Source organism: Nocardioides sp. GY 10127, from assembly GCF_004919085.1.
Lineage (GTDB): Bacteria > Actinomycetota > Actinomycetes > Propionibacteriales > Nocardioidaceae > Nocardioides.
The window spans coordinates 717,160-742,644 of record NZ_STGL01000003.1 but is presented as its reverse complement, the minus strand read 5'-3'; the positions used below and the strand labels follow the sequence as shown (position 1 = coordinate 742,644).

Here is a 25,485-nt window from a genome sequence, read left to right as displayed (position 1 = left end):
TGCGGCGATCCCGCGCCCGGGTGCGGGATCGCCGGCGTTGTTCCGGTCTGAGGACGGACCTGTGGACGACGCCCGCGCCGCCGAGCCACCGTGGGCAGGCTGGCGTCGTGCCGGTCACCGAGGAGCTCGAGCGACTCGGTGGCGTCGCGCCCTGGGCACGTCTCGTCGCGCTGGTCGGCCGGGCCGAGGCCGAGCGCGCCCGCGACGCCGGTGACGTCGTCCGGGTGGCGCGCGGCCGCTACGCGCTGCCCGGTGCCGGGGCCGCTCGGGTGGAGGCGATGCGGCTGACCGGCGCCGCGTCCCACCTCAGCGCTGCCCTCCTGCACGGCTGGGAGGTCCACCGACCGCAGCCGACGCCGGTCGTCACCGTCGAGCGCCACCGCAGCCTCCGGGGCCTGGACCGTCGCGGGACGCAGGTGCGGTGGGCGCCGCTCTCGCCGCGGGAGCTGGCCGACGGGCTCACCAGCCCGGAGCGCACCCTGCTGGACTGCCTGCGCACGCTGCCGTTCGACGAGGCCCTCTGCGTCGCGGACTCCGCGCTGCGCGCCGGCCTGGCGCCCGAGCGGCTGACCGCGGGGGCGGCCGCAGCCCGTGGCCCGGGGAGCGCCGCCGCCCGGCGCGTGGCCGCGGCGGCGGACGCGCGGGCCGCCAACCCGTTCGAGTCGACCCTGCGCGCGCTCGTGCTCGACGTCCCGGGCCTGACCGTCGTGCCCCAGGTGCCGATCTGTGCGCCACGGTGGCTGGGCCGCCCCGACCTGGTCGACGCCCGCCTGAGGATGGTGCTCGAGGCGGACTCCTTCGCCTTCCACGGCGACCGGGCGGCCCTGGCCCGCGACGCGCGTCGGTACAACGACCTGGTCGTCCACGGGTGGCTGGTGCTGCGGTTCAGCTGGGAGGAGGTCATGCTCCACCCGGCCCGGGTGACGGACGTCGTCCGCCGGGCCGTCGAGCTCCGCACCGCCCGCTGAGGGTCACTCCGGGGCCTGTCGGGAGCGGAGGGTCAGGCCGGCGGGTCGGCCAGCAGCGGGAGGGTGCCGCCGGCGTCGAGGGCGTCCACCCCGCCGGGGGCGACCACCGGCGTCTGCGCCACCGGGTCCGGCATCGGGCCGAGCTCCTCGGCGGCCGCGCTGATCGCGCTCCCGTCCAAGCCGCTGACCAGGTCGTTGCCCAGGCCGCCGTCCGCCCTGTCACTCATCTCGTCCCCCGTCCGTGAGCCGGCCGCGAGGGTCGGCTCAGAAGCCGTGCGTCGTGTACGGCTCCAGCGTGCGCTCGCGCAGGGCCTCCAGCACCACCCGTTCGTGCGGGACGACGGGTCCGGGAAGCGAGTCCAGCGCGTCGAGGGGGCACCACCGCAGGTCGGCGGCCTTGCCCTCCTGGAGGGCGGGCTCGCCCGACCAGGTCCGCGCCGCGAAGAAGAAGTCGACCCGCTCGTCGATGGGCTCCCCGCCGCGCGTGCGCTGCATGGTGGTGAGGAACTCCAGCACCAGGTCGCGGACGCCGATCTCCTCGGCCGCCTCGCGGTGGGCGGCGTCCACGGCGGACTCGCCCCGCTCCACGTGCCCGGCCGCGCCGGCGGCCCAGTGGCCGTCCATGAAGCCGGTGTCCTGACGCAGCTGGAGGAGCACCTCGAGCCCGCTCACGCCGTCGCGGAGCAGGAAGACGTAGGAGGCGGGGACGACGACGAAGCGCCCGCCCACCTCCGGCACGGGGCCGTCGCTCACTGGCTGGGCTCGCCGGTCTCCGACTCCTCGGCGGCGTCGAGCCGCGCCTCGGCGGGCGCGTCCGGGGTGGCGTCGGCGTCGTCCGGGAGGTCCGAGCCGTGCTCGCCGGGCGGGACGATCCCGTCGATCGAGTCCTCCAGGGGAGCGGCGTCGCGGTCCTCGGGGATGGGGGCGGTCATCAGCGGTCCTTCGCGGTCGAGGAGGTCGAGGTGCCGCCGTCGGGGCGGCGGCCGAGGTAGGAGACGCCCTTCTTGGCGCCGGCGACGCCCTGGGCGATGCGGCCCTGGTACTTGCCCTTGGTCCGCTTGTCCGCGGCCGCGGCGGCCTTGTCGAGGCCCTCGCCGATCTTCGCCTCGTTCTTCGCCACCGCGTCGGCCACGCTGCCGCGCAGCTTGAGCAGCCGCTCGCGGTTCTGCGGGGTGTCGATCTGGGCGCGGGCCTTGTCGAGGAAGCCCATGGTGTCCTCCCGGAGGTCTGCTGGTCGGGCGACCGGCGCGATGGGGGCGCCTGGCCGAGGGCTTGCCACACTAGCCACATGACCGGCGCCGAGGACTCGCCCGCACGGGTGCCCGTGCCCGCGCCCGACCCCGCGCTCGCGTCCGTGCCCGTCGTCGCGGTCGTGGGTGCCACGGCGTCCGGCAAGACGGCGCTGTCGCTGGACCTGGCCGAGCGCCTGGGCGGGGAGGTGCTCAACACCGACGCGATGCAGCTCTACCGGGGCATGGACGTCGGCACCGCGAAGCTCCCGGCGGCCGAGCGCCGCGGGGTGCCGCACCACCTCCTCGACGTCCTCGAGGTCACGGAGCCCGCCAGCGTGGCGGAGTTCCAGGGCTGGGCGCGCGGTCTGATCGACGACCTGCGCTCGCGCGGGGTCCCGCCGGTGCTGGTGGGCGGCTCCGCCCTCTACACCCGCGCGGTGCTCGACGAGTTCGAGTTCCCCGGCACGGACGCGGGCGTCCGCGCACGCCTGGAGGCCGAGCTCGAGGACGTCGGGAGCGGCGCCCTGCACGCCCGGCTGGCCGAGGTGGACCCCGCCGCCGCGGCGAGCATCCTGCCCGAGAACGGTCGCCGGGTCGTCCGCGCGCTGGAGGTCGTGGAGCTGACCGGCCGCTCCTTCACCGCGACCCTGCCGCGGCTGAAGTACCACGTGCCCGGGGCCGTGCAGGTCGGCGTGGACATCGACCGGCCGACGCTCGACGCGCGCATCGAGGCGCGGGTGGAGCAGATGTTCGCCGACGGGTTCGTCGAGGAGGTCGCCAGGCTCCTGGACGCCGGGCTGGCCGACGGTCGCACCGCCGGCCGCGCCATCGGGTACCGCGAGGTGGCCGACCACCTGGCCGGCGTCCTGGGCCTGGAGGAGGCGAAGGAGCGGACCGTGATCGCGACGCGGCGGTTCGCCCGGCGTCAGGACGCGTGGTTCCGCAAGGACCCGCGGATCACCTGGGTCCGCTTCGACGACCCCGAGCGCGTCGAACAGGCGCTCGCGGCGGTCGCCGCCGGCTGAGCCGCCTGCTGAGCCGCCGTCCCGGGCCGCCGTCCGGGGTGCCGGGACGAGCCACCCCGGACACGACGAACGGGCGTCGAGACCTCCCCCTTGAGAGGTCCCGACGCCCGTCCTGGTCGGTGCTGAGCCGCGGTGCTGCTGCGGGTCAGCCCATCGCCCGCGCGGACGCGCCGCGCATGGTCTTCTTCGTGCCCTGCGGGTTCTTCGGGCCGGAGTAGACGTTGGTCGGGTCCGAGCCCTTCTTGACCTCGACCAGGTCGGAGCGGCCACCGCGGTCGGTGTCCCAGTGGGTCGGGTCGGTGGCCTTCTTCTTCCAGGCCTTGTTCCGGGAGCCGGTGACCTCGGCCTTGTCGCCCAGGCCGTCGCCGTCGGTGTCCTTGACCAGCGGGTTGCTCTTGCGGACCTTGATCACGTACGAGCCGCTCCGGGTGATCACCTTGGTGCCGATCTTCGAGCCCTTGACCTCGCGGCCGTCCTTGAGCCCGTCCTTGTCGGTGTCGGCCCTGCACGGGTTGGTCCGGACGGTGCGGATCTTCTTCGTGCCGTTCTTGCGGTGCACGGTGAGGCCGATCCGGACGCCCTTGGTCTCGGCGCCGTCCTTGAGCCCGTCGCTGTCGGTGTCGGCGACCAGCGGGTCGGTGGTGCACCCCGGGAAGTTCTTCGGGTGCCCGTTGACCTCGCGGCCGTCGGAGAGGCCGTCGCCGTCGGTGTCGGCCTTGTCCGGGTCGGTGCCGAGCGCGGACTCCTCGCTGTCGGTCAGCCCGTCCCCGTCGGTGTCGGGGTCGACAGGGCCGCCGCCGAGGTCGTCGGAGGCGTCGTTCGGGTCGGTGCCGGCGTTGACCTCGTCGCCGTCGTCCACGCCGCCGCCGTCGGTGTCGGCGACCAGCGGGTCGGTGCCGTAGGTGTTGAGCTCGGCCCCGTCGCCCAGGCCGTCACCGTCGGTGTCGGGGTTGTTCGGGTCGGTGCCCAGGACGGCCTCGGCGTCGTCGGAGAGCCCGTCGCCGTCGGTGTCGGTGGCGACCGGGCCCGCGCTGCCGTCGTCGGCGCCGTCGAGCGGGTCGGTGCCGACGGCGAGCTCGTCGCCGTCCTCCACCCCGCCGTCGTCGGTGTCGGCGTCGAGCGGGTCGGTGCCGGTGGTGTTGACCTCGTCGCCGTCGGTGAGCCCGTCGCCGTCGGTGTCGGCGACCAGCGGGTCGGTGCCGGTGGTGTTGACCTCGTCGCCGTCGGAGAGGCCGTCGCCGTCGGTGTCGGCGACGTCGGGGTCGGTGCCCAGCACGTCCTCGGCGGCGTCGGTGAGGCCGTCGCCGTCGGTGTCGGTGGTGTCCGTCGGGTCGACGCAGCTGACCCCACCGGCCGGCGCCGTGGCGTCGGCGGTGAGGGCGCCCAGCCCGGCGTGCACCGAGGCGACCTGCGTGACGAGCGTGTCGACGGTGAGGTCGATGGAGAGGACGTCGTCCACGACGCCGCTCGCGGTGGCCCCGCTGCTGGAGTCGACCGCGTCGTTGAGGGTGAGCGAGACGTCGGCGCTGAGCAGGCCGAGGTCGACCGGGATGTCGGTGGTGCCGCCGGCCAGCGTGATCGGGGTGGCCTGCCCGGCGACCGTCACGGTCACGACGGGGGCGTCGTAGGCCACGGTGCCGCTGGCGCCGTCCGAGCGGGCCGTGAGCACGGCCGGGCTGCCCACCTGGATCTGCACCGCGCCGTCCAGCAGGGAGACGTCCCCGATGGTCGCGGTGGTGGTGGAGACGAGGTCGTGCTGCCCGCCCGAGTCGACGAGCGAGGTGGCCGCCTCGGTGCTGGAGGCCTCGGCCTCGAGCAGGGTGCCCAGGCCCTCGACACCGAGGACGTCGAGCCCGGCCAGCGTGGTCGTGGACCCACCCAGCTGGCGCACCCCGCCGGACTCGGCCACGCAGGTGCCGTCCGCGTTCCAGGTGGCGGCCGTGTCGCCGGTGATCACCCCGAGCGTGAGCAGGGGCGAGGCGTCGACGGGGAGGAGGGTCTCGGACGCCGGGTCGCTGCTCGGCGGAGCGGTGGCCGTCTGGCTGTCGACCGTGAGCGGGCCGCCGGCGAGGCTGGGGTCGAGGTTGGAGCTGGTCGCGGTGACGACGTGCGTCTGGCCGGAGTCTGCGACCGACTTCGCGTGGCCGACGACGAGGCCGGCCAGGCTGCCGCCCAGGACGTCCACGTCCACGTCCACGATGTCGCCGTGCGCCGAGCTGGTGAACGTGCTGCTGCCCGCGGCGGAGGCGGGGGCCGTGGGCAGCAGCGCGACGGCGGTGAGGCTGGTCAGGGCGGCGGTGGTGAGGGCCACCTGCCGGACGACCGCGCGGCGGGCACGGGTGCTCCGCCGGGAGGTCGTGGGCTGGGAAGGCATAGGGGGGGTTCTCCTTCTGGGGGTGGGGAGGCGCGCGCCATCGCCGGCGACGGGGGAGTCGGCGACGGCGCGACGGGCTCCGGCGGAGGGAGCGGGGGAGCGGCGCCGGGGAAGCGCTGGTCGGGCCCGTCGTCGTCGACCTTACGGAGAACACCGGTGCTCGCGGAGCGGTGGAACGGTCGCGGATGCGTAGTCCGTTCGGGCCATGTCGGCGTAGTCGTTCGGGTGGGCGCTCGTGGACGGGGTGGCCTCGGGATCGGGCCGGGCGGACGTCGTCCGGCTACCGTGGAGCGGTGAGCTACCCGATCCTCAAGGGCCACGGCACCGAGAACGACTTCGTCCTCCTGCCGGACCCCGACCTGCACCTGCACGGCGAGCTGCCGGCGGAGCGGGTCCGGGCGCTGTGCGACCGCCGGGCCGGCCTCGGCGGCGACGGCGTCCTGCGCGTGGTGCGTGCCCGGTGGGTCGAGGGCGCCGATCCCAGCGCCGAGTGGTTCATGGACTACCGCAACGCCGACGGCTCGATCGCCGAGATGTGTGGCAACGGCATCCGGGTGTTCGCCCGCTACCTCGCCACCGAGGGCCTCGTGGACGCCGCGGCACCCGTCCCGGTCGCCACCCGCGACGGCCTCAAGACCGTCGTGTTCGCCGGCGGCGACCCCGAGGGCGAGATCAGCGTCGACATGGGCGTGCCGAAGCTGCTCGGCGACACGAGCGTGAGCGTCGAGGAGCACCGCTGGGACGCCACCGGCGTCGACATGGGCAACCCGCACGCCGTGGCCTTCGTCGACTCCCTCGAGCCGGCCGGCCCGGTGGGCAGCCTGCTGGAGGAGCCGGTCTTCGACCGGGAGCTCTACCCCTCCGGCGTCAACGTCGAGTTCGTGGTGCCGGTCGGCCCCGGGCACGTCGCGATGCGGGTGCACGAGCGCGGCAGCGGCGAGACCCGCTCCTGCGGCACCGGCGCCTGCGCCGTCGCGGTGGCCGCGGCCCTGCGCGACGGGCGCAGCCCCGACGCCGGCGGCGAGACGGTCGGCTACGACGTCGACCTGCCCGGCGGTCGCCTGCACATCGACTGGACGGCCGAGGGCCGCATCGTCATGACCGGCCCCGCCGTGCTCGTGGCGCGGGGCGAGTCCTCGCTGTAGGCGCTCCCGCTCCCGGCGTCGCTCGCTCCAGGGGCCGCTAGAGCGCCGAGGCCACGACGGCCCCGAGCTCCACGGCACCGAGCACCACCACGGCCCCCGCGACGAGCGCCGGGCCCACGGCCGGCGACGGCGACAGGCCTGCGGCCCGGCGACCGGTGCGAGCCGCGGCGCCGCGCGCGAACCAGCCCAGCAGGGCGAGCGCGACCACGAGGTCGACCAGCGCGAGCGGGCCGATCTCGACCCAGGCCAGCCGGGTCGCGGCCACGGCCGCCACCGCCACGGAGAGCCCCGTGCGCTGCCACGCCAGGCCGGTGCGCTCGTGCTGGGCGCCCGGGTCCCGAGGGACCCCGACGGTGGGGTCCGGGCGGCGGGCGCCGCTCGCTGGGTCGCCCACGGGGTCGCCCACGGGTCAGGACGCCACGGCGACGAGGACGACGAGCACGACCGCGGCGACGACCACGACCCCGCCGGTGAGGCCGACCCCGACCCGGTTGTCCGGCAGCGGCTCGCCGCGGCGCATGGCGCGCTCGCCGCGGGCCCACCGCGTCCAGGCCACGGCGGCTCCCGCCATCCCGAGGAGCGCCAGGACGCCGGCCAGCGACTGCTCTGCCCAGCCCGGCAGCCCGAGGTCCAGCGCCCGGACGCCGACCGCGCCGGCCAGCAGCGCCAGGGCGGTGCGGATCCAGGCCAGGAAGGTGCGCTCGTTGGCGAGCGTGAACCGGTAGTCCGGCTCCTCGCCCTCGTCGTAGACCCATCGCGGCCACCGCTGCACTCCGCCAGCCTAGGGGCAAGCCGCCCCGGACGCGGGCGGTCTAGGGTCGGTCCCGTGGACGAGCCGGGCAGCCAGCACGCCCCGCGCGCCGGTGGGGCCGGTCACTGCTGTGCGCCGGCGCGGTCGGGTGCAGGCGGAGCGCCCGCGGCCGGCACCACCGCGGCCGGCGCGCCCGCGGACGGTTCGCCGGGGGTGCACCGCGTCGAGCAGGCGCGGGTGCCGGCCGGCGTCCTGGAGATGGGGGACGCCCGCGGCGACCAGAACCCCGGCGACGGCGAGGTGCCCGTGCACCCCGTGCGCCTGAGCGCGTTCGAGATCGACGCGACCACGGTGACGGTCGCGGACTTCGCGGCGTTCGTCGCGGCCACCGGTTACGTCACGGACGCGGAGTCCTTCGGCTTCTCCGCCGTCTTCCACCTGCTGCTCGACGAGGGCGTGGCCGGCTCGGCGGCCGTGGTCGGGCCGTTCCCGGGCGTCCCGTGGTGGGTCGGGGTGCGGGGTGCCGACTGGCGCCGCCCGGGCGGCCGCGTGGAGCGCACCGACGAGCTCGCCGACCACCCGGTCACGCACGTGAGCTGGCACGACGCGCTGGCCTACTGCCGCTGGGCGGGCCGGACGCTGCCCAGCGAGGCCCAGTGGGAGCTCGCCTCGCGGGGCGGGCTCGTCGGGGCCCGCTACCCGTGGGGCGACGACCTGCTCACCCCGGACGGCGCCTGGCGCTGCAACATCTGGCAGGGCCGCTTCCCGACCGTGAACGCCTGCGAGGACGGCTACCTCGGGACCGCCCCGGCGCGCAGCTACGAGCCGAACGGGTACGGGCTGTGGCAGACGGTCGGCAACGTGTGGGAGTGGACCGCGGACGCCTGGGACCCGCACGCCCACCACCGCCGCGCCCGCGCTGCCGAGGCCGCGGGCGAGCCGCTGCTCGACCCGGTCGGGGGAGCGTCCGCGCCCCTCCTCGGCGACCTGCTCGGCGGCGGCCCGCAGGCGTCCGCGGACGTGCCCCGTGTGACCCGCGGCGGCTCGTTCCTGTGCCACGACTCCTACTGCAACCGGTACCGCAACGCGGCGCGGACGCAGAACACGCCGGACTCCTCCTCGTCGAACACCGGCTTCCGGACGGTCGCGGTGCGCGAGGACCTCGGCCTCAGCGGCTGACGAGCCCCCGCACGCCGCCGCCGACCAGCGTGGCGACGTTGACCATGGCCGTGGGGAAGGCCAGGCCGGGGCGGGTGACGACGTAGCGGGACTCCCACGTGGGGTGGAAGCAGTCCTTGAAGTGCCGCACGCCCTGGAAGTTGTAGTACTTCTCGCCGCGGGTGAAGACGAGCGCGCCGAGGCGGTCCCAGACGCTCGCGCCCTCGCCGGTGGCCAGGCCCGCGAGCGGGGCCATGCCGAGGCTGAAGGTGCGCATGCCCTGCTCCTGGCCCCACTGCATCAGCCGGACGAAGAGGAAGTTCATGACGTTGGCGGGGCCGCCGGAGCGCTGCCGCATCAGGTCGACGGCCAGCGAGCCGTCCTCCTGCCCGATCCACAGCGTGGCGAAGGCGAGCAGGCGGCCCTCGAAGCGCACGGTGGCGACCGGGAAGCGGCGCACGTACTCCTCGTCGAACGGGCCGAGGGAGAACCGCTTCTCCTTCGCGTTGCGCTCGGCGAGCCACTCGTCGGAGACCTGGCGCATCTCGGCCATGAGGGCGTCGGTGACCTGCTCGGGGGCGAGGATCTCGACCTCGGAGCCGGCGGTGACGTTGATGTTCACCCAGCGCCGCATCTTCGCGTAGCGCTTGCCGGTCATGGCGAAGGTGGTGAGGTCGACGACCGCCTCCTCGCCGAGCTTGGTGAGGGTCATCCCGAGCTCGCGGTAGAGGTCGGCGTGCTCCTCGCCGACGCTGTAGAGGACCGGGCGGCCGTCGTGCCGCTCGGCCAGCCGGACGAAGTCGCGCAGCAGGTCGGGGAACGTGCCGGGGTCGCCGACGGGGGCGCCCATGGTGATCCAGCTGCGGCCCTCGACCTGGTACATGAGGAAGGAGGCGCCGTCGGCGGAGAAGAGGAGGCGCTTGTCGCCGGTGAAGGCCAGGTGGGACGTCGCGCGCCCGCGCGTCGAGACGATCTGCTCGGCCTTGGCGAGCTCGTCGGGGCAGCGGGTGGTGCGGGGGCCGGGCACCAGCGGGCGCAGCAGCCGCACGCCGAGGGCCACGACGCCCAGCGTGCCGAGCAGCGCCGCCAGGCGCACGGAGAACGGGTGCTCGGCGCCGATGCTGAGGAGCACGGTGCCGTCGTTGCCCCAGTCGGCGCGCTGGTGGGCGTAGAGGGCCACCGCGACGAGGCCGACCGCCGCCGCCGTCCAGCTCAGCCCGCGCGGGTGGTGGAACGAGCCAGACCTGCGGTGGAAGACGCCGCGGGCCGGAGCGAGGAGGGCGAGGAGGGCCAGGCCCGCGAGGCCCGGCACGGTGGCGTCGAGGACGAGGCACAGGGCTACCTGGCCCAGCAACAGCGCCCGGGTGACGACCCACGCCTCCCGCAGGCGGCGGTGCAGGCCGCGGGCGAGCAGGAGGAGGGCGACCCCGACCAGGCTGACCGAGAACGCCGACCCCGCCGGCAGGGAGACCAGCCACGGGACCTCGCCGGTCGCGACGAGGACCACGCCCAGGCCGGCGACCAGGAGCGCCAGCACGGAGGGCGTGAGGACGCCGACGAGCTCGACGGTCTGGCTGCGGGAGGCGCCCGTCTCGACGTCCCGACCGCGGCGCGCCTCGAGGCCGACCAGGAGGACCGCCGCGACCAGCAGCGGCACGAGGAAGTAGACGACGCGGAACGCGACGAGGGCGGGGGCCAGGGCCAGCGGGTCGATGCTGGTGGAGAGGAGGACGACGAGCACGGACTCGAACACCCCGACGCCGCCGGGCACGTTGCTGACCAGGCCCGCGACCGTGGCGATCGCGAACGCGGCCACGAACGCCACGAAGCCCACCCCGGCGCCGAGCGCGAGGCTCGGGGGCAGGAGGAACCACAGCGCGGCGGCCATGAGCGCGACCTCGACCGTGGAGAGCGCGACCTGCGCGAGCGCCAGGCGGTAGCCCGGCTTGCGCAGCTCGTGGCCCTTGACCACCAGCGGGCGACGTCCCAGACGGGACCACGCGAGGTAGCCGAGGACGGGCGCCAGCACCGTCACCGCGAGGCCGGTGACCACCGGCTCCGGGAGGTGCAGGGCCTGTGCGGCGCGGCCGGGCTGGAACAGCACGCCGCCGCCCGCCAGGACCGCGAAGCCGAGGCCGAGCGTGAGCAGGTTGAAGCCGATGATCCGCTGGATGGCGGCCGCCGGGATCTGCCAGGCCGAGTAGACCCGGGCCCGCAGCGCCGCCCCCACGATCGCCGACGCGCCGAGGCTGTTGCCGAACGCGGTGGCGACCAGCGAGGCCGAGGCGTACCGGCGCCACGGCAGCCGGTCCGGCACGAGGTCGGCGACGTAGCGCAGGGCCAGCGCGTCGTAGCCGGTCATCGCGAGGTACGACAGGGCCGTCGCGGCCAGCGCGGCCGCGACGTGACCGACCCCGATGTCGCTCAGGTCGGCCGGCAGCCGATGCCAGTCATAGCCGCCCATCGAGCGGTGCAGGAACGTCAGGGCCAGCGCGAGGACACCCAGGACACCGAGCGGCGCGAGGACGCGCCGGACCGGCCGGGACGACAGGATCTGCAACGTGTTCATGGCACCTCTGCCATCGGCCCGGTGCTCGGGTGACCCAAGCGTTTGCCCCCTGTCCTTCATGGCGGCTTCACGGGTGGGACGTGGGTCGGCGGCTGTGTCTGCTGCCGGCTGGTGGGACGTCATGCGTCTGGTGTGTTCTGGGGCGAGTTCGGATGACGTCCGGTGCGGACCGCGGTCGGGTGGGCGGTGTGTGGGCAACCGGTGGCGGCCGCCCGGAGGTTGGTGGGGCACCGCTGGTTGGTGGGGCTGGGGGTGGGCGGTGTGTGGGCAACGTGTGGCGGCCGCCCGGAGGTTGGTGGGGCACCGCTGGTTGGTGGGGCTGGGGGTGGGCGGTGTGTGGGCAACGTGTGGCGGCCGCCCGGAGGTTGGTGGGGCACCGCTGGTTGGTGGGGCTGGGGGTGGGCGGTGTGTGGGCAACGTGTGGCGGCCGCCCGGAGGTTGGTGGGGCACCGCTGGTTGGTGGGGCTGGGGGTGGGCGGTGTGTGGGCAACGTGTGGCGGCCGCCCGGAGGTTGGTGGGGCACCGCTGGTTGGTGGGGCTGGGGGTGGGCGGTGTGTGGGCAACGTGTGCGAGTGGCCAGCGGGTTGGTGAGCCACCGCCGGTCGGCACCCGGGACGTCATACGCCCTGGCGCGTCCTGGGGCCGGTTCGGATGACGTCCGGGGCGGGGCGCTGCCGGCGCCGCCGACCGGAACCGGGATGAAAGTGGTTCGCGGGGGCGTTGAAGCGGACCTACTCTGGGACGCACGAGGCGTCCCGCCACGGGAGCCGAGACACCACCGATGCCACGGAGGCACATGAGCAACGCACGCGACTTCTCCCTCGACGCCGAGCTGGCCGAGACGGCCACCTGGGAGGACGACTCCACCGAGACCGCCGACGCCCTCGAGGACGACGGGTTCGAGTCCGGCTACGCCGACGACGAGCCGCACGACCTCGTGGACGCCTCGGGCGACGACCCGGAGGAGGCCGACCCGACCGTCGGCGCCATGGAGCTCGCCGAGCGCTACCAGCTGCGCCGCGTCGCCGGCCTGCGGACCGAGCTCGAGGACATCACCGAGGTCGAGTACCGCCAGCTGCGGCTGGAGCGGGTCGTCCTCGTCGGCGTGTGGACGTCGGGCAGCGTCACCGACGCGGAGAACTCGATGGCCGAGCTCGCGCTGCTGGCCGAGACCGCCGGCTCCGAGGTGCTCGAGGCGATCTACCAGCGCCGCACCTCCCCGGACCCGGCCACCTACATCGGCCGCGGCAAGGTCGAGGCGCTGAAGGAGATCGTCGGCGTCACCGGTGCTGACACCGTCATCTGCGACGGCGAGCTCGCGCCCAGCCAGCTGCGCAACCTGGAGGACCGCCTCAAGGTCAAGGTCGTCGACCGGACCGCGCTGATCCTCGACATCTTCGCCCAGCACGCGAAGTCCCGCGAGGGCCAGGCGCAGGTCGAGCTCGCGCAGCTGCAGTACATGAAGCAGCGACTGCGCGGCTGGGGTGGCAACCTCTCCCGCCAGGCCGGCGGCCGGGTCGCCGGCGGCGCCGGCATCGGCGGCCGCGGCCCCGGTGAGACGAAGATCGAGACCGACCGTCGCCGCATCAACACCAAGATCGCGAAGCTCCACCGCGACCTGAAGCAGATGAAGGTCACCCGCGACGCCAAGCGCGCCGAGCGCCGCCGCCGCGAGGTGCCCAGCGTCGCGATCGCCGGCTACACCAACGCCGGGAAGTCCAGCCTGCTCAACCGGCTCACCTCCGCCGGCGTCCTGGTGGAGGACGCGCTCTTCGCGACCCTCGACCCGACGGTCCGCAAGACCACCACGGCCGACGGACGCGTCTACACGATGAGCGACACCGTCGGCTTCGTCCGGCACCTGCCGCACCAGCTCGTCGAGGCGTTCCGCTCCACGCTGGAGGAGGTGGCGGACGCCGACCTCATCCTGCACGTCGTCGACGGCTCCCACCCCGACCCCGAGGGCCAGCTCACCGCCGTGCGCGAGGTGCTCGCGGAGATCGAGGCCGGCGACGTGAAGGAGCTCGTCGTCATCAACAAGGCGGACGCCGCGGACCCCCTCGTCCTCGCCCGCCTCACCGCCCGCGAGCCGCACTGCGTCGTCGTGTCCGCCCGCACCGGGCAGGGCATCGAGGACGCACTGCGCGTCATCGAGTCGGAGCTGCCGCGGCCCGCGGTGACCTTCCGGGTGCTGCTGCCCTACGAGCGGGGCGACCTGCTCAACAAGCTGCACCAGGGCGGCGAGATCGACTCCCTCGAGCACACGGCGGAGGGGACGGTCGTGGCCGGCCGCGCCTCCGAGCAGCTGGCCGGCGAGCTGGCCCCGTACGCGCTGGACGTCGCGCCCGCCTGAGCCCCGCCTCAGCCCACGTCCGGGCCCACCTGGCCGGCCGCCGAGCGCGCCGGCCAGGTGGTCTGGTCCACGATCCGGTAACGGATCGTCACCGGTTCGTGCACACGCCTGTGGCGGCCCCGGACCGGGTCGCACCATGGTGCTCGTGCCCCTCTCGGACCTCTCGGGTCGCCTCCCCACGCCCTCGCGTCGCCTCGGCGTCCTGCTGGGCGTGCTCGCCCTGCTCGTGGCCGGGCTCGCGGTCGGGGCGGACGTGTGGGGCGGAGCGGCCACGGGCTCCCGGCCCAGCCGCTGTGCGGTGTACGCCACCGACTCCACGGCCCGCGCGGCGACCGTGACCGGGCAGGGCTCCGACGTCCTCGTGGTCGGCGACTCCTGGTCGGCGGGGCTGGGCCTCGCGGACCCCGCCACCAGCTGGCCCTCCCAGCTCCCGGGCCGCGTGCACGTCGCCGCCTTCTCGGGGTCCGGCTGGTCGTCCGGCGCCAGTGCGTGCGGACCGAGGTTCTCCTTCCCGGCCCGGCTCACCGACGCGCTGCTGGGCGTGGCCCCCGAGGCGCCCGTCGTGGTCGCGGGCGGTCTCAACGACTACGACATGAGCGACGCGGCCGTCGCCGCGGGCTTCGCCCGGGTCGTCCGGACCCTCACCGCCACCGACCACCCGTTCGTGGTGGTCGGCCCGGCTCCCGCGCCCTCGCGCCTGGCCGGCGCGGAGCGGGTCGACGCGCTGCTCGCCCGTCTCGCCGCCGATGCCGGCGTCACCTACGTCTCGGTCATCGACGTGGACGACCTGGACTACCTCGACGACGACCTGCACCTCCAGGCCGCCTCACATGTGCGCTTCGGACGGCTAATTGCGCGGCGGATCGCTGGCGCCGGAGTCGCGCTGGGTTGATCGGGCTGGGTTGATCGGGCCGTCATCCCTCCACCACCCGCAGGGCCAGCCGCGGGCAGGCCCGTGCGGCGGTCCGGGCGTCGGCGAGCAGCGCGTCAGGAAGCGGCTGCGCGTCCAGGACCGGGTAGCCCCACTCGTCCAGGCTGACCACCTCCGGGAGCACCTCGTGGCACAGCCCGTGGGCCCGGCAGGCGGGCCAGTCGACCCGGAGCCTCGCCTGCCGGCCGCTCACGACGCCACCCCGCGCAGGCTCGGCCGACCCGGAGAGACCGCCGGAGCAGCTGCCGAGCACCCGCCCCGCTCGTGTGCCTCGATCTCGCGGGGCAGGGCGAGGAGGAGGGAGCGGACGAGCCGGGCCGTCCCGTCCGGGTGCGCGCACGCGCCGCGCCCCGGGAGCAGCCCCGCCAGCGCCTCGGCTCGCTGCCGGGCACCCTCGCGTCCGTGGAGCATCCCGACCACGGCGTCGGCGAGCGCGGGCAGTCCGTGCACGCACGGCCCGCAGCGTCGGGCGCTCTGCCCGGCGAGGTGCTCGACGATCCCGGCGGTCAGCGCGAGGGGGCAGCGACCCGGTCTCTGGACGAGCACGACGCCTGCGCCCAGCGGCGTGCCGTCGACGCGGGAGACCCGGGCCCGGGCGACCTGGTCCGGCGCGAGCCAGGTGCCGTGGAAGCCGCCGAGCAGGAGCGGGGCCTCGACACCCTCGGTGGGCGCCTCGCCGGCGCCCAGCACCTGCGGGAAGGGGGTGCCGTGCTCGGCCTCCACCACCGTCGTGCCCTCCGCGCCCACGACGGACAGCAGGGTCGTGCCGGGCTCGTCGGGGGTCCCGAGCGCCCGGTACGCCTCCGGACCCGACCGCGCCAGCACGGCTAGCTGTGCCCACGTCTCGGCGTTGGAGAGCAGGGTCGGGCGTCCACGCAGGCCGCTCACCGCGTCCGGCGCCCACGCGGTGACGGGCAGCCCGGGGCGGCCGGAGAGCAGCTGGACGACGGCCGTCGACTGCCCGGACACGAACCGCGGCGCGGCCGTGCTGGTCCGCCAGCGCGGCCCCGTCCGGGCGGCCACCGCGGCCGCGGCCACCGCCGCCGTGGCGGGGCGGTCGCCGGGGAGCACCACGTGCACCTCCCGGGCGCCCAGCGCGCGGGCGGCGACCTCGGCCCCGTCGAGGACCAGGTGCGGGTCCCGCGCCAGCAGGACGGCGTCCTTGGCGCTGGCGGGCTCGCCCTCGGCGGCGTTGACGACGACGACCGGACGGCGCCCCCGGCCCGCCGTCGCCAGCTTCACCGCGAACGGGAAGCCCGCGCCGCCGCGGCCGCGCAGCCCGGCGTCCTCGGCCCAGGCGACGAGCGTCGCCAGGTCGAGCGTGGGGACGGCGTGCCGGCGCCCCGCGTCGGCGGAGAGCAGCCGCGGACCCGGCTCGACCCGGAGGTCGTGCGTTCGTGCGGCCGGGTCGAGGGGGCGCAGCGGCAGGCGGGTCATCGCAGGGCTCCCGCGGTGGGGGTGGGGTCGAGGACGTCGCCGGCCGGCCGCCGGACGACCCGGACGCCGACGGCCGCGACCACGAGGGCGACGCCGACGAGGAACGGCGCCTGGGCCCACGAGGGAGCGGTCAGGGACGACCACCCGAGGTCGGTGCCGATCCCCAGCCCGTGCAGGGTGCCCAGCAGCCAGGCGGCGTAGGCGGACAGGTGGACCGCTCGCCACGACCGCCCGCCCAGCCGCGCCCGCAGCCCGGAGGTGACGGCGACGACGAGGATCAGGTCCGTCGCGATCGTCCCCAGCCCCAGCCAGAGCGGTTCCCACCTGGCGACGCCCGGCAGCACGGCGTCCACGAGCCGGATGTCCACGTACTCGTGCGCGACGGCGAGGAGCACGTGCGCCGCCAGGAGCGCCAGCGAGACCAGCGCGAGGTTGCGGTGCAGCGCCTGCGTGGCGAACCGGGGGAGCCTCCCGGCGGGCCGGCCGCCCGAGGTGAGGACGCCGAGCGCGGTGACCGCGCCGAGGAGCAGCACGAGCAGCAGCCCGGTGCTGCGGTCGAGGTACCAGAGGAGGGTGGGGTCCATGGGGGTGTCCGATCCGGAGGGGTGGTGGGGGTCTCGGGGAGAGGGGGCTCGGGAGGGGCGTACTCAGGCCGCGACCTCGCGCGGCCACGAGCCGAGGCGGTGGACCTGGCCGTCGTGCCCCACGAGCCGGGCCGCCACGGCCAGGTGGGGCCGTGCGGTCAGCCAGGGGGCCGCGTCCGCACCGAGCACGAGCGCGGCGGTGGTGGCGGTGTTGGCCGCGACCGCCGTCGGAGCCGCGACCGTGGCCGTCCGCCACGGCCCGGACACCGGCAGCCCCGAGCGCGGGTCCAGCAGGTGGTGCCGCTCGACGCCGCCGAGGCGCCAGCGACGCACGGTCGTGGTGGACGTCGCGAGCCCGCCGTCGGCCAGGCCGAGCGCGTCCTCGGGCGGGCCGTCCGGCGCCTCCGCCACGGCGACCTCGAACGCCCGCTCCCCGTGCACGCGGACGTCGCCGCCCACGGACACGACGGCCGGGCCGAGCCCCGCCGACGCGAACGCCGAGGCGGCGAGGTCGGCGCACCAGGCCTTGCCCGTCGCCCCGAGGTCGAGAGCCGTGCCCGACGGGACCCTCAGCGCCCCGTCCTGGTCGAGGCCGATCTCCTCGTACGACAGGAGCGGGGGCGGGCTCGGTCGGTCGCGGTGGGGCAGGAGGGTGACGTGCCCGTCGGGGCGGGCCCGGACGACGCCCAGGTCGGCGTCATACCCGAGCTCGGCCAGGGGCCGGCCGAGCAGGGGGTGGACGAGCCCGTCGGTGAGCCGGGCCGCCTCGACCGCGACCTGGGTGGCGGCCACGAGCAGCGGGTCGACGGGCACCCACCGGCCCGCGGCCGCGTTGGCGCGGGACAGGTCGCTGTCGGCCCGGAACCTGCTGGCGACCTCGTCCACGTCGCGGAGCACCTGCTCCACGAGTCGTCGAGCCGCCGCCAGCTCTCGATCGTCCAGGACGACGAGGTGCACACCGCAGCCCAGCGCCGACCAGCGCGCGTGCCCGGTCACGAGCCGCTCGTCGTCGGCGGGGGCGGCGCGGGAGCCGGTGCGGGAGCGGGGGCCGGCGCCGGGGCAGGAGCGGGGGCAGGTGCGGGCGCCGGGGCGGAGCCGCCCGAGCTGCCCGCGGACCCGGATTCCGTTGACCCGGAGGAGCTGGAGCCGGAGGAGCCGGACCCGGAGGTGCCGGACCCGGAGGTGCCGGGCGCTGCCGGGGTGACCACCGTGCTGCCGCCCGCGCCTGCGGCGGTGACGTACCGGGTGGTCACGCGGGTCCGGGTGGGGTGGCGGCGCCACACGACCTGCACGCGGCCGCGGTCCTCCACACTCTCCCTCCGGCCCTCCTGGCGGGTCTCCCGCTCGCCCTCGCGCCTGCTCCGCCGCTCGTTCGCGTGCTCGTCAGCCCGGTCCTTGGCCCGGTCCTTGGCCCGGTCCTTGGCGCGGTCCTTCGCGCGGTCCTTCGTTCGGGGGGTGCCGGACGTCGGGTCGTCGGACGGTGCCGGCCGGTCCTGCTGCTCGTCCTGGTGCTGCTGGGCGGCGGCGCCTGCGAGCGCGCCGGTGCCCACGAGCACGCCGGCGGAGGCGAGGCCGGTGAGCACGGTGACCGCGAGGCGGTAGCGGTCGCGGTGGTGGGGGGTCCAAGGCATGGCGCCAGCGTGGGTGGGGGCGCGCCAAGACGTCCTCATGCCGTTGATAAGTCCAGGTCAAGGGATTCCTTGACCTGGACTTAGGGTCCGCGCGAGGTGCGCCTGACGCCCCGCCACGCAGGCTGCGGCCATGACCTCCCAGATCACCCGCCACCTCGGTGGCCTCGCCCGGCGGCTGCGGCTCGCCACCACCTCCGTCGTCGTCCTGACCACCGGCGTCGGCCTCGCCGGCGCCGTCGTCGCCTACCGCGCCACGGCCGGGGAGCAGGCCGTCGCCGGCTCGTCCGCCACGTCGACGTCCGCCTCCTCCGCGGCGGCCGCACCGGCTGCGGGTGCCGCCGGTGACCGCGCCGGCGAGCAGGACGTGCGCACCGTCGTCCGCTTCCGACCCTGTCCACGCGGCCACGAGCTCGAGCACGGGGTCTGCGTGAAGGACGTCGTCCGTACCGTCGTCGTCCCGCCCGCGGCCGCGGCGGGCGTCGCGGTGGCCCGCTCCGGCTCCTCGGCCGGCGGCTCCTCGACCGGTACGTCGGGCGGGGGCAGCGACGACCCCGCCGGCGACGACCACTCCACCGGCTCCACGGGTCACTCGACCGACGACTCGGCGGACGACTCGGTCGACGACTCCGGCCACGACGCCGGCCACGACGCTGGCGACGACCACGGCGGCACGCGCTCCGGTGGCTCCGACGACCCGGCCGGCGACGACCACGGCGGCCGCACGGGCGGCGACGACAGCGGCGACGACTCCGACGACGACAGCCAGGACGAGGCCGACGACGACTCGGGCCACTCCGGCGACGTCTCCGACGTCTCCGACGACTCCGACGACTCCGACGAGGACGAGGGTGACGACGACTGACCTCGGCGTCGCCTCGCGGACCGGCTCAGCCCGGGAGGCGGGGGAGCACGACGTGCACCACCGCGCCCGGGCCGGGCAGCCGGACCAGGCGGCCGCCGACCGACGCGGCCGTCCGGCCGGCGAGATCGAGCCCGAGGCCGGTGCTGCCGGGGCGCTCCTCCCGCACGGGGGAGAACCCCGGCCCGTCGTCCGCGACCTCGATCCGAACGGCCTCGCCCCCGCCCGGCTCCACCGCGCTGCTCACCGCGACGCGGAGGGCCGTGCCGTCGGGGGTGTGGGCGAAGACGTTGTCGAGCAGCACGTCCAGCAGGTCGCGCAGGTCGTCGACGGGCAAGGGCACCCACAGCTTGACGCCGGGCAGCTTCACGTCGGCCAGCGTGCCGTCGGGCAGCGTGACGTCGAGGGGACGCGCTTGGTCCTCGGCCAGGGGCCCCCAGAAGGCGAGCCGCTCGCGCACAACCGAGACCGCGTCGCACCGGGCGGCAAGGTCGGTCCGCACCGGTCGCCGGGCCTCGGCGACCACCGCGTCGATCCCGCGCTGGAGGACGGCGATGTGCTCCTGCAACCGGTCGGCCAGCTCCGGGTCCGCGACCTGCTCGGCATCGAGGCGGAGCGCGGTCACGGGCGTCCGCAGCCGGTGGGAGAGGTCGCCGACGGCGGCCCGCTCGTGGGCCAGCAGCTCGGTGGTGCGTTCCGCGAGCCCGTTGAGCGCGCGGGCGAGCTCCTGTGTCTCCTCGGTGCCGACGACCTCCGCCCGGGCGGACAGGTCGCCCTCGCGCAGCCGGTGGGCCGTCGTCGCCACCGACAGCAGCGGCCGACTGATCCGCCGGCCGAGCCGCATCGCGATCGCGACCGAGGCCGCCATCAGCAGCAGCCCCAGGCTCACGATGCCGATCCAGGCCTGCGTCACCCCCTGGTGCAGCTGCTCGGTGGTCACCGTGGTGCGCACGACGCTCGTGCCGTCGGTCGTGAGCACCGGCTGGTAGACCCGGACGCCGGCGTCGTCCTGGACCCGGAAAGCGGCCCCGGCGAGCGCGCGCTCGACCTCCGCGCCGGTCATCGTCGCGCCCCCGCCGAGCTGCGTCCCGCTCGCCGTGAGGACGCTCGTGGTGGGTCCGTCGGCGGCCAGGCCGCCCAGCATCTCGGCGACCTGGGTGTCGTCGTCCAGGGTCGGCAGCAGCAGGGCCACGTTGCGAGCCTCCTGCTCGGCGGCGGCCACGCCACGGTCCTCGGCGAGCGTGGCCACGAGCAGGCACAGCGGCACGACGAACGAGACGACCACCGCCGACGTGGTCGCGACGACCAGCCATGAGATCCGACGTCGCATCAGCCCGCGTCCCCGCCCGCTTCCTGCTCCGGGGTGGGCTCCTCACCCTGGTCACCTCGGTCGACCTGGTCGGCGGGGTCGACCAGGCGCACGCCGACGCCGCGCACGCTGTGGAGGTACCGCGGTTCGGCCGCGGTCTCGCCGAGCTTGCGGCGCAGCCAGGAGAGGTGGACGTCCACCGTGCGGTCGCTGCCGCCGTACGCCTGCTGCCACACCTCCGCCAGCAGCTCGCGCTTGGTCACCACCTGGCCCCGGCGCTGGGCCAGCAGCAGGAGGACGTCGAACTCCTTGCGGGCCAGCTCCACCGGACGTCCGTCGAGCGTGACGGTGCGGGCGCCCTCGGCGATGACGAGGCCGCCCACCCGGAGCGCGGCCGGAGCGGCCGGAGCCGACGGGCCCCCGCCGCGCCGCAGCACTGCGCGGATGCGGGCGGCCACCTGGTCGGTGCCGAAGGGCTTGACCACGTAGTCGTCCGCCCCGCCGTCGAGCGCCCGGACCATCGTGGGGTCGTCGTCCTGCGCGGTCAGCACGATCACGGGCACCTGGCTGGCCGCGCGGATCATGGAGAGCAGGGTGAGGCCGTCGACGTCGGGCAGGCCGAGGTCCAGCAGGACGACGTCCGGGTGCTCGCGCAGCACGTGCTCCAGCCCCGCCAGACCGGTCGGGGCCGAGGCCACCGCCAGACCGCGCTCGCGCAGGCCACGCGTGACCGCGGTGCGGATCGCCTCGTCGTCCTCCACCAGGAGGATGCTCGTCATGGACGGCAACCTAGCGCCCAGGACAGGATCAGCCCGTGAGGTTCCGAGGCAGGGTCGTCGGACTCGTCGCGATCTGGCTGCTCGTGGTCGCGTTCGGGTCCGGCTTGGTCTGGGGCGTCATCTCCCGCGCGGGTGATGGCGTGCTGAGCTCCGTGGACGCGCCGTCAGCCGTGGGCGGCAGCGCGGGGTCCGGTGGGGCGGCAGCCGGGTCCGAGGGGCCGACGGTCGCCGCGGGGGCGAGCCTGACGAGGTCGGCGAAGCCCCGGCCGTCCCGCCGACCGACTGCCTCCCGACGTCCGGGAGCGACCGCCTCGCCCACGCCCGCGCCCACCGCCGCGGCCAGCACGTCAGCGGGCTCCGGCTCCGGCTCGGGCCCCGGCGGCACGGCCACCGCGACCCGCAGCGCGTCGGCCGCCTCCGGCACCTCCACCAGCGGCTCGGGCTCGGGTTCAGGCAGCGGCTCCGGCAGCGGGTCCGGCGGGTCCGGCAGCGGGTCCGGCAGTGGGTCCGGCAGCGGGTCGAGCAGCAGCGCCGGCACGTCGACGACGTCGGTGCAGCGGACGTGGTCGGGCACGGCCGGGACGGTGACGGTGCGCTGCACGGGCGCCTCCGCCTCGCTGGTCGGTGCGTCGCCGGCATCGGGGTGGTCGGCGCAGGTCGACGACACGGGCCCGGAGCGGGTGGAGGTCGAGTTCGAGCGGACGGGCGAGGCCGAGGGCGAGGCACGGGTCCGGGCGAGCTGCTCTGGGGGCACCCCGCAGTTCTCCGTGGAGACCGGCTGATCGCCGCGACATGAGCCCGACGGGCGGAGGCGCTCAGGCCTCGACGACCCGCAGGGCCAGCCGCGGGCAGGCGCGCGCGGCGGCCCGCGCCTCGCGGACCCGATCGGGCGGGACCGGGGCGCCGTCGACGACGGGGTAGCCCCACACGTCCAGCCCGATGACCTCCGGCAGCAGCTCGTGGCACAGTCCGGCGGCGCGGCACGACGAGAAGTCCACCTCGAGCGTGACGCCCCCGCGTTGGGCACGGCGGTTCAGGAGGCCCATCGGTGCTCCTCCCCGGCGCCCGGGTTGCCGGGGGAGCCGGGTCGCGGGCTGGAGAAGGGGCGCGACTCGGCGGGCGGGCAGCTCCCGGTGGAGTGGGCGTCGATCTCGTCGGCCAGCGCCTGGAGCGCGGAGACCACGAGGCGTGAGGTGCCGTCGGGGTGCGCGCACGCGCCACGGCCGACGACGACGGCGGCGAGCTCGGCGACCGGTCCGCTCGGCACCTCGCGCCCGGAGGTGACCTCGCCGAACGCGGTCGCCAGGGAGCCGAGCCCGTGGACGCAGGGGCCGCAGCGGCCCGCGGACTGCTCGGCGAGGTGACCGAGGATGCGGTCGGTGAGGCCGAGCGGGCACACGCCGGTGCCGGGCACGAGCAGGACGCCGGCGCCGAGGTGGGCGCCGAAGCGGGCGAGGTCGGTGCTGCTCACGGTCGCCTCGGCGGCCTCGGCCGCGGTCAGCCAGGCCCCGTGGAACCCGCCGACCAGTACCGGCACGGGGGCGCTCGCCACCTCGGGCGTGGCCCCGGGCACGGGCAGCAGCGAGGCCACCGAGGTGCCGAACGGCACCTCGCGCACGACCGGGTCGGCGCACCCGTCCTGCGTGACGAGGACGGTGGTGACGAGCGTGGTGCCGGGCTCCTCGGCGGTGCCGTGGGCCAGGGCCGGCTCCGCGCCGTGCAGCGCCAGCAGCCCGACGTGGGCGAAGGTCTCGGCGTTGGACAACAGGGTGGGCCGGCCTCGCACGCCGCGCACGGCGGCGGGCTCGCGGCGGTGCACGGGCAGGCCCTCGCGACCGGCGATGAGCTCGAGCACGGCGCTCTCCTGGCCGGCGACGAACCGGGGCGCGGCCACGTGCACCTGCCAGCGCAGCGGGCTGGCGTCGGCGGTGACGTCCGCCGGGTCGCCGGTCTCGCGGCGCTCGGCCAGCGCGGCGGCCAGCGCGGTGACGACCCGGTGACGCTCGGCGGGCACGACCACGTGGACCTCGTGGGCGCCGACGGCGTGCGCGGCGGCCGCCGCCCCGTCCAGGACGAGGTGGGGCACCGTGCGGAGGAGGGCGGCGTCCTTGTGGCTGGCCGGCTCGCCCTCGGCGGCGTTGACGACGACCACGGGCGGACGCCGGCGACCCCCGCGCTCGGCGACCCGGCGCAGCTTGGTGGCGAACGGGAAGCCTGCGCCGCCGCGTCCGCGCAGGCGCACCTGCTCGGCCAGGACGGCCAGGGCCTCGGCGTCCGGGAAGCCCTCCTCGTGCGGCACCAGGAGCCCGTGCCGTCGGCGGTGCACCGCGAGGCCCGGCCCCTCCTGCACGCCGGCCAGGAGGAGCGGGCCGGGCGCGACCACGACGTCCTCGCCGCAGGGCACCGGGCTGGGGTGCTGCGGCCCGGACACCCCGGGGAGCCGGCGACGGGAGCGCGGGGCGCGGTCGGCACGCTCGGAGCGGCGGCGTCCGCGGCTCATCGGGCGCCGTCCAGCCACTCGAGCGGGGCCTCGTCGACGGGGACGGGGCGGGTGACGGCCGGGCCGGCAGAGGGTCCGGCGGAGGGTCCGGCGGACGGGCCGGCCGGCTCGCCGGTGGGGGCCGGGGACGGGCCGGTGCCGCGCGCGGCCTCGAGCGCGGGTCGCCCCCGCGGCGGCAGGTCCCGGGTGGGGACGGCGGAGCCGGAGGAAGCGGACGCTCCGGGGCGGTGGCCACGGGCGACCACGCGCCCGGGCGCGGGCAGCACCCGGCGGCCACGTCCGCGCAGGACCAGGCGCCAGGCCGCGGCCAGGGCCACGAGCAGGATCGACAGCGCGGTCGGGACCGAGGCCCAGGTGACGCTGCTCAGGGGGTGCGCGAGGTCCGTGCCGACCAGCAGCCCGTGCCCGACCCCGGCGGCCCAGGCGGCCCACGAGAGCAGGTGGACGGCCTGCCAGCCGCGGCGGCCGAGCCGGCCGCGCAGCGCGGTGGTGAGGAGGACGAGCAGGACGAGGTCGGCGGCCAGGGTGCCCAGGCCGGTGCCCAACGGGCGCCAGGCGGCGAGGCCGGGCACGACGGCGTCGAGCCAGGTCAGGCCCACGAAGTCGTGCACCACGGCCGTGACGACGTGCACGACGAGCGCGACCAGGGCGAGCAGGGCGGTGTTGCGGTGCAGGTCGCGGGTGACGAACCGGGGGACGCGCGCGCCCCCGTCGCCGCCCGCCCGGCTTCGCTCGCTGCCGAGGGTGAGGACTCCGAGCGCGGTACTGAGGCTGAGCAGCACCAGGAGGGTCACGCCCGAGCCGCGCTCGAGGATCCACAGGACGGGGCCGTCGGTCATCGGGCACCTCCGCTGCGGGGCAGGTCGGTCCAGCTGGGCTCCGCGGGCGCGGGCCAGCCGGGAGTGGTGACGACCCGGCCGTCGTGGTCGACGAGCCGGGCGGCGCGGCCCTCGGCGGTCAGCCGCGCCACGGCGTCCTCGCCGAGCACGAGCGCCTCGGTGCTGGCCACGTTGGCGGCCACGGTGGTGGGTGCCGCCACGGTCACCGTGCGCCACGGCCCGGTCGTGGGGCGGCCGGTGCGCGGGTCGAGCAGGTGGTGCCGCTCCTCGCCGCCGCGGCGCCAGCGGCGCTCGAGCACGGACGAGGTGGCCAGGGCCCCGACGGCGTCGACGAGCTCGGTGCGCCCCGCGGCGTCCCCGACGAGCCCGGGCCGCTCGGCGACCCGCACCGTCCAGGAGCGCTCACCGAACGTCCGCAGGTCGCCGCCCACGCTCGCCACCGCGCCGCGCAGGCCAGCCGCCGCGAACGCGGCGACCGCGAGGTCGGCGCACCACGCCTTCGCCGTGGCGCCGAGGTCGAGGGTGGTGCCCACCGGCACGCGGATCGCGTCGTCGTCCAGGCCCACGTCGCGCCAGGAGTCCAACGGCGGCGGGGCGGGGAGGGCGCCCAGCCCGGCGTCCCCCGTCTCCTCGCGCAGGCGGACGAGCCGCAGGTCGGCGTCGTAGCCGAGCTCGACCAGGGAGCGCCCGAGCAGCGGGTGGACGAGCCCGCCCGTCGCCTCCGCGGCGTCCAGCGCGACCTGGACCGCCGAGACCAGCAGCGGGTCGACCTGGACCCAGCGGCCGGGGGCGGCGTTGGCGCGGGAGAGGTCGGAGTCGGGGCGGAAGCGGCTGGCCACGTCGTCGACGTCGCGCAGCACCTGGGCGAGCAGGGTGGAGGCGCTCGCGAGGTCCTCCGCGCGCTCGGTGCGCAGGTCGACCGTGCAGCCCAGCGCGCTCCACGACAGCGCGCCGCACGGCCGGACGGGCACGTGCGGGTCCGACAGCGCGACCGGGGTGACGGCCGGCGGGGGCTGGGGGAGGCGTCGGGCGGGGGTCACG

27 protein-coding genes are annotated in these 25,485 nt (G+C 76.3%); 7 read left to right on the top strand and 20 right to left on the bottom strand.

What is annotated here, in order from left to right; genetic code table 11:
* The first annotated feature begins 107 nt into the window (after positions 1-107).
* Entirely contained in the window at positions 108-968 is an 861-nt protein-coding gene (locus E8D37_RS06890) for a DUF559 domain-containing protein (protein ID WP_136568987.1), read from the top strand.
* Positions 969-1,000: 32 nt separating this feature from the next.
* Here the strand turns inward: E8D37_RS06890 and E8D37_RS06885 are convergent, their stop codons facing one another.
* From E8D37_RS06885 to E8D37_RS06870, 4 genes are read right to left on the bottom strand one after another with little or no spacing between them, the layout of a single operon-like run.
* On the bottom strand, positions 1,001-1,195 hold the full coding sequence (locus E8D37_RS06885) for a hypothetical protein (protein ID WP_136568986.1): 195 nt from the start codon (positions 1,193-1,195) through the stop codon (positions 1,001-1,003).
* A gap of 37 nt (positions 1,196-1,232) precedes the next feature.
* Complete coding sequence (locus tag E8D37_RS06880) at positions 1,233-1,721, bottom strand: NUDIX domain-containing protein (protein WP_240770230.1); 489 nt, start codon at positions 1,719-1,721, stop codon at positions 1,233-1,235.
* The gene (locus E8D37_RS06875) at positions 1,718-1,900 is read right to left on the bottom strand and encodes a hypothetical protein (protein ID WP_136568985.1); all 183 of its coding nucleotides are present in this window, start codon (positions 1,898-1,900) and stop codon (positions 1,718-1,720) included. The genes E8D37_RS06880 and E8D37_RS06875 overlap by 4 nt, the downstream gene beginning before the upstream one ends.
* A complete protein-coding gene (locus E8D37_RS06870) occupies positions 1,900-2,178 on the bottom strand; it encodes an Rv0909 family putative TA system antitoxin (RefSeq protein WP_136568984.1) in 279 nt (92 codons plus the stop codon). Before E8D37_RS06870 ends, E8D37_RS06875 begins: the two co-directional genes overlap by 1 nt.
* A gap of 78 nt (positions 2,179-2,256) precedes the next feature.
* On the opposite strand from E8D37_RS06870, the gene miaA reads away from it, so the two are divergent.
* The gene (gene miaA, locus E8D37_RS06865) at positions 2,257-3,225 is read left to right on the top strand and encodes a tRNA (adenosine(37)-N6)-dimethylallyltransferase MiaA (protein WP_136568983.1); all 969 of its coding nucleotides are present in this window, start codon (positions 2,257-2,259) and stop codon (positions 3,223-3,225) included.
* A 145-nt stretch (positions 3,226-3,370) separates the two neighbouring features.
* Here the strand turns inward: miaA and E8D37_RS06860 are convergent, their stop codons facing one another.
* Positions 3,371-5,599: a hypothetical protein gene (locus E8D37_RS06860; protein WP_136568982.1), complete on the bottom strand. Its 2,229-nt coding sequence runs from the start codon at positions 5,597-5,599 to the stop codon at positions 3,371-3,373.
* A 293-nt stretch (positions 5,600-5,892) separates the two neighbouring features.
* Between E8D37_RS06860 and dapF the strand changes: the two genes are divergently transcribed.
* Complete coding sequence (gene dapF, locus E8D37_RS06855; protein ID WP_240770229.1) at positions 5,893-6,744, top strand: diaminopimelate epimerase; 852 nt, start codon at positions 5,893-5,895, stop codon at positions 6,742-6,744.
* Between the two features lie 37 nt (positions 6,745-6,781).
* Here dapF and E8D37_RS06850 read toward each other — a convergent pair whose 3' ends face one another.
* Positions 6,782-7,138: a DUF202 domain-containing protein gene (locus tag E8D37_RS06850; RefSeq protein WP_136568980.1), complete on the bottom strand. Its 357-nt coding sequence runs from the start codon at positions 7,136-7,138 to the stop codon at positions 6,782-6,784.
* 15 nt (positions 7,139-7,153) lie between these two features.
* Entirely contained in the window at positions 7,154-7,516 is a 363-nt protein-coding gene (locus tag E8D37_RS06845) for a DUF202 domain-containing protein (protein WP_136568979.1), read from the bottom strand.
* Positions 7,517-7,570: 54 nt separating this feature from the next.
* Between E8D37_RS06845 and E8D37_RS06840 the strand changes: the two genes are divergently transcribed.
* Positions 7,571-8,674, top strand: coding sequence for an SUMF1/EgtB/PvdO family nonheme iron enzyme (locus E8D37_RS06840; RefSeq protein WP_136568978.1), 1,104 nt, complete (start codon positions 7,571-7,573; stop codon positions 8,672-8,674).
* Here the strand turns inward: E8D37_RS06840 and mprF are convergent.
* A complete protein-coding gene (gene mprF, locus E8D37_RS06835; RefSeq protein ID WP_136568977.1) occupies positions 8,664-11,222 on the bottom strand; it encodes a bifunctional lysylphosphatidylglycerol flippase/synthetase MprF in 2,559 nt (852 codons plus the stop codon). The two genes, E8D37_RS06840 and mprF, sit on opposite strands and share 11 nt — an antisense overlap.
* A gap of 796 nt (positions 11,223-12,018) precedes the next feature.
* Between mprF and hflX the strand changes: the two genes are divergently transcribed.
* Together hflX and E8D37_RS06825 are read left to right on the top strand one after the other, a co-directional pair.
* Complete coding sequence (hflX, locus tag E8D37_RS06830; RefSeq protein ID WP_206055596.1) at positions 12,019-13,575, top strand: GTPase HflX; 1,557 nt, start codon at positions 12,019-12,021, stop codon at positions 13,573-13,575.
* 145 nt (positions 13,576-13,720) lie between these two features.
* Complete coding sequence (locus tag E8D37_RS06825) at positions 13,721-14,467, top strand: GDSL-type esterase/lipase family protein (RefSeq protein ID WP_168929663.1); 747 nt, start codon at positions 13,721-13,723, stop codon at positions 14,465-14,467.
* A gap of 22 nt (positions 14,468-14,489) precedes the next feature.
* Here the strand turns inward: E8D37_RS06825 and E8D37_RS06820 are convergent, their stop codons facing one another.
* The 5 genes from E8D37_RS06820 to E8D37_RS20060 form a co-directional block, all read right to left on the bottom strand.
* Positions 14,490-14,699: a ferredoxin gene (locus E8D37_RS06820; RefSeq protein WP_136568975.1), complete on the bottom strand. Its 210-nt coding sequence runs from the start codon at positions 14,697-14,699 to the stop codon at positions 14,490-14,492.
* Positions 14,696-15,943: an NADH-ubiquinone oxidoreductase-F iron-sulfur binding region domain-containing protein gene (locus E8D37_RS06815; protein ID WP_136568974.1), complete on the bottom strand. Its 1,248-nt coding sequence runs from the start codon at positions 15,941-15,943 to the stop codon at positions 14,696-14,698. The genes E8D37_RS06820 and E8D37_RS06815 overlap by 4 nt, the downstream gene beginning before the upstream one ends.
* Positions 15,940-16,527 carry a ferric reductase-like transmembrane domain-containing protein gene (locus E8D37_RS06810; RefSeq protein ID WP_136568973.1) on the bottom strand — a complete coding sequence of 196 codons (588 nt, stop codon included), beginning with the start codon at positions 16,525-16,527 and terminating at the stop codon, positions 15,940-15,942. The genes E8D37_RS06815 and E8D37_RS06810 overlap by 4 nt, the downstream gene beginning before the upstream one ends.
* A gap of 63 nt (positions 16,528-16,590) precedes the next feature.
* Positions 16,591-17,523, bottom strand: a complete 933-nt coding sequence (locus E8D37_RS06805) for an FAD:protein FMN transferase (protein ID WP_136568972.1) — start codon at positions 17,521-17,523, stop codon at positions 16,591-16,593.
* Entirely contained in the window at positions 17,520-18,158 is a 639-nt protein-coding gene (locus E8D37_RS20060; protein WP_206055595.1) for a hypothetical protein, read from the bottom strand. Before E8D37_RS20060 ends, E8D37_RS06805 begins: the two co-directional genes overlap by 4 nt.
* A gap of 130 nt (positions 18,159-18,288) precedes the next feature.
* Between E8D37_RS20060 and E8D37_RS06795 the strand changes: the two genes are divergently transcribed.
* Entirely contained in the window at positions 18,289-19,020 is a 732-nt protein-coding gene (locus E8D37_RS06795) for a hypothetical protein (protein ID WP_136568971.1), read from the top strand.
* A 25-nt stretch (positions 19,021-19,045) separates the two neighbouring features.
* Here E8D37_RS06795 and E8D37_RS06790 read toward each other — a convergent pair whose 3' ends face one another.
* The 7 genes from E8D37_RS06790 to E8D37_RS06760 form a co-directional block, all read right to left on the bottom strand.
* A complete protein-coding gene (locus E8D37_RS06790; RefSeq protein ID WP_136568970.1) occupies positions 19,046-20,347 on the bottom strand; it encodes a HAMP domain-containing sensor histidine kinase in 1,302 nt (433 codons plus the stop codon).
* Entirely contained in the window at positions 20,347-21,105 is a 759-nt protein-coding gene (locus E8D37_RS06785) for a response regulator transcription factor (RefSeq protein WP_136568969.1), read from the bottom strand. The genes E8D37_RS06790 and E8D37_RS06785 overlap by 1 nt, the downstream gene beginning before the upstream one ends.
* 28 nt (positions 21,106-21,133) lie before the next feature.
* Positions 21,134-21,859 (bottom strand): hypothetical protein, encoded by a 726-nt coding sequence (locus tag E8D37_RS19770; RefSeq protein ID WP_168929662.1) that lies wholly within the window; start codon positions 21,857-21,859, stop codon positions 21,134-21,136.
* Between the two features lie 61 nt (positions 21,860-21,920).
* Positions 21,921-22,151: a ferredoxin gene (locus tag E8D37_RS06775; RefSeq protein ID WP_136568967.1), complete on the bottom strand. Its 231-nt coding sequence runs from the start codon at positions 22,149-22,151 to the stop codon at positions 21,921-21,923.
* Positions 22,139-23,605 carry an NADH-ubiquinone oxidoreductase-F iron-sulfur binding region domain-containing protein gene (locus tag E8D37_RS06770; RefSeq protein ID WP_136568966.1) on the bottom strand — a complete coding sequence of 489 codons (1,467 nt, stop codon included), beginning with the start codon at positions 23,603-23,605 and terminating at the stop codon, positions 22,139-22,141. Before E8D37_RS06770 ends, E8D37_RS06775 begins: the two co-directional genes overlap by 13 nt.
* On the bottom strand, positions 23,602-24,444 hold the full coding sequence (locus E8D37_RS06765; protein WP_136568965.1) for a hypothetical protein: 843 nt from the start codon (positions 24,442-24,444) through the stop codon (positions 23,602-23,604). Before E8D37_RS06765 ends, E8D37_RS06770 begins: the two co-directional genes overlap by 4 nt.
* A complete protein-coding gene (locus E8D37_RS06760) occupies positions 24,441-25,484 on the bottom strand; it encodes an FAD:protein FMN transferase (RefSeq protein WP_168929661.1) in 1,044 nt (347 codons plus the stop codon). The genes E8D37_RS06765 and E8D37_RS06760 overlap by 4 nt, the downstream gene beginning before the upstream one ends.
* Position 25,485: the final 1 nt, after the last annotated feature.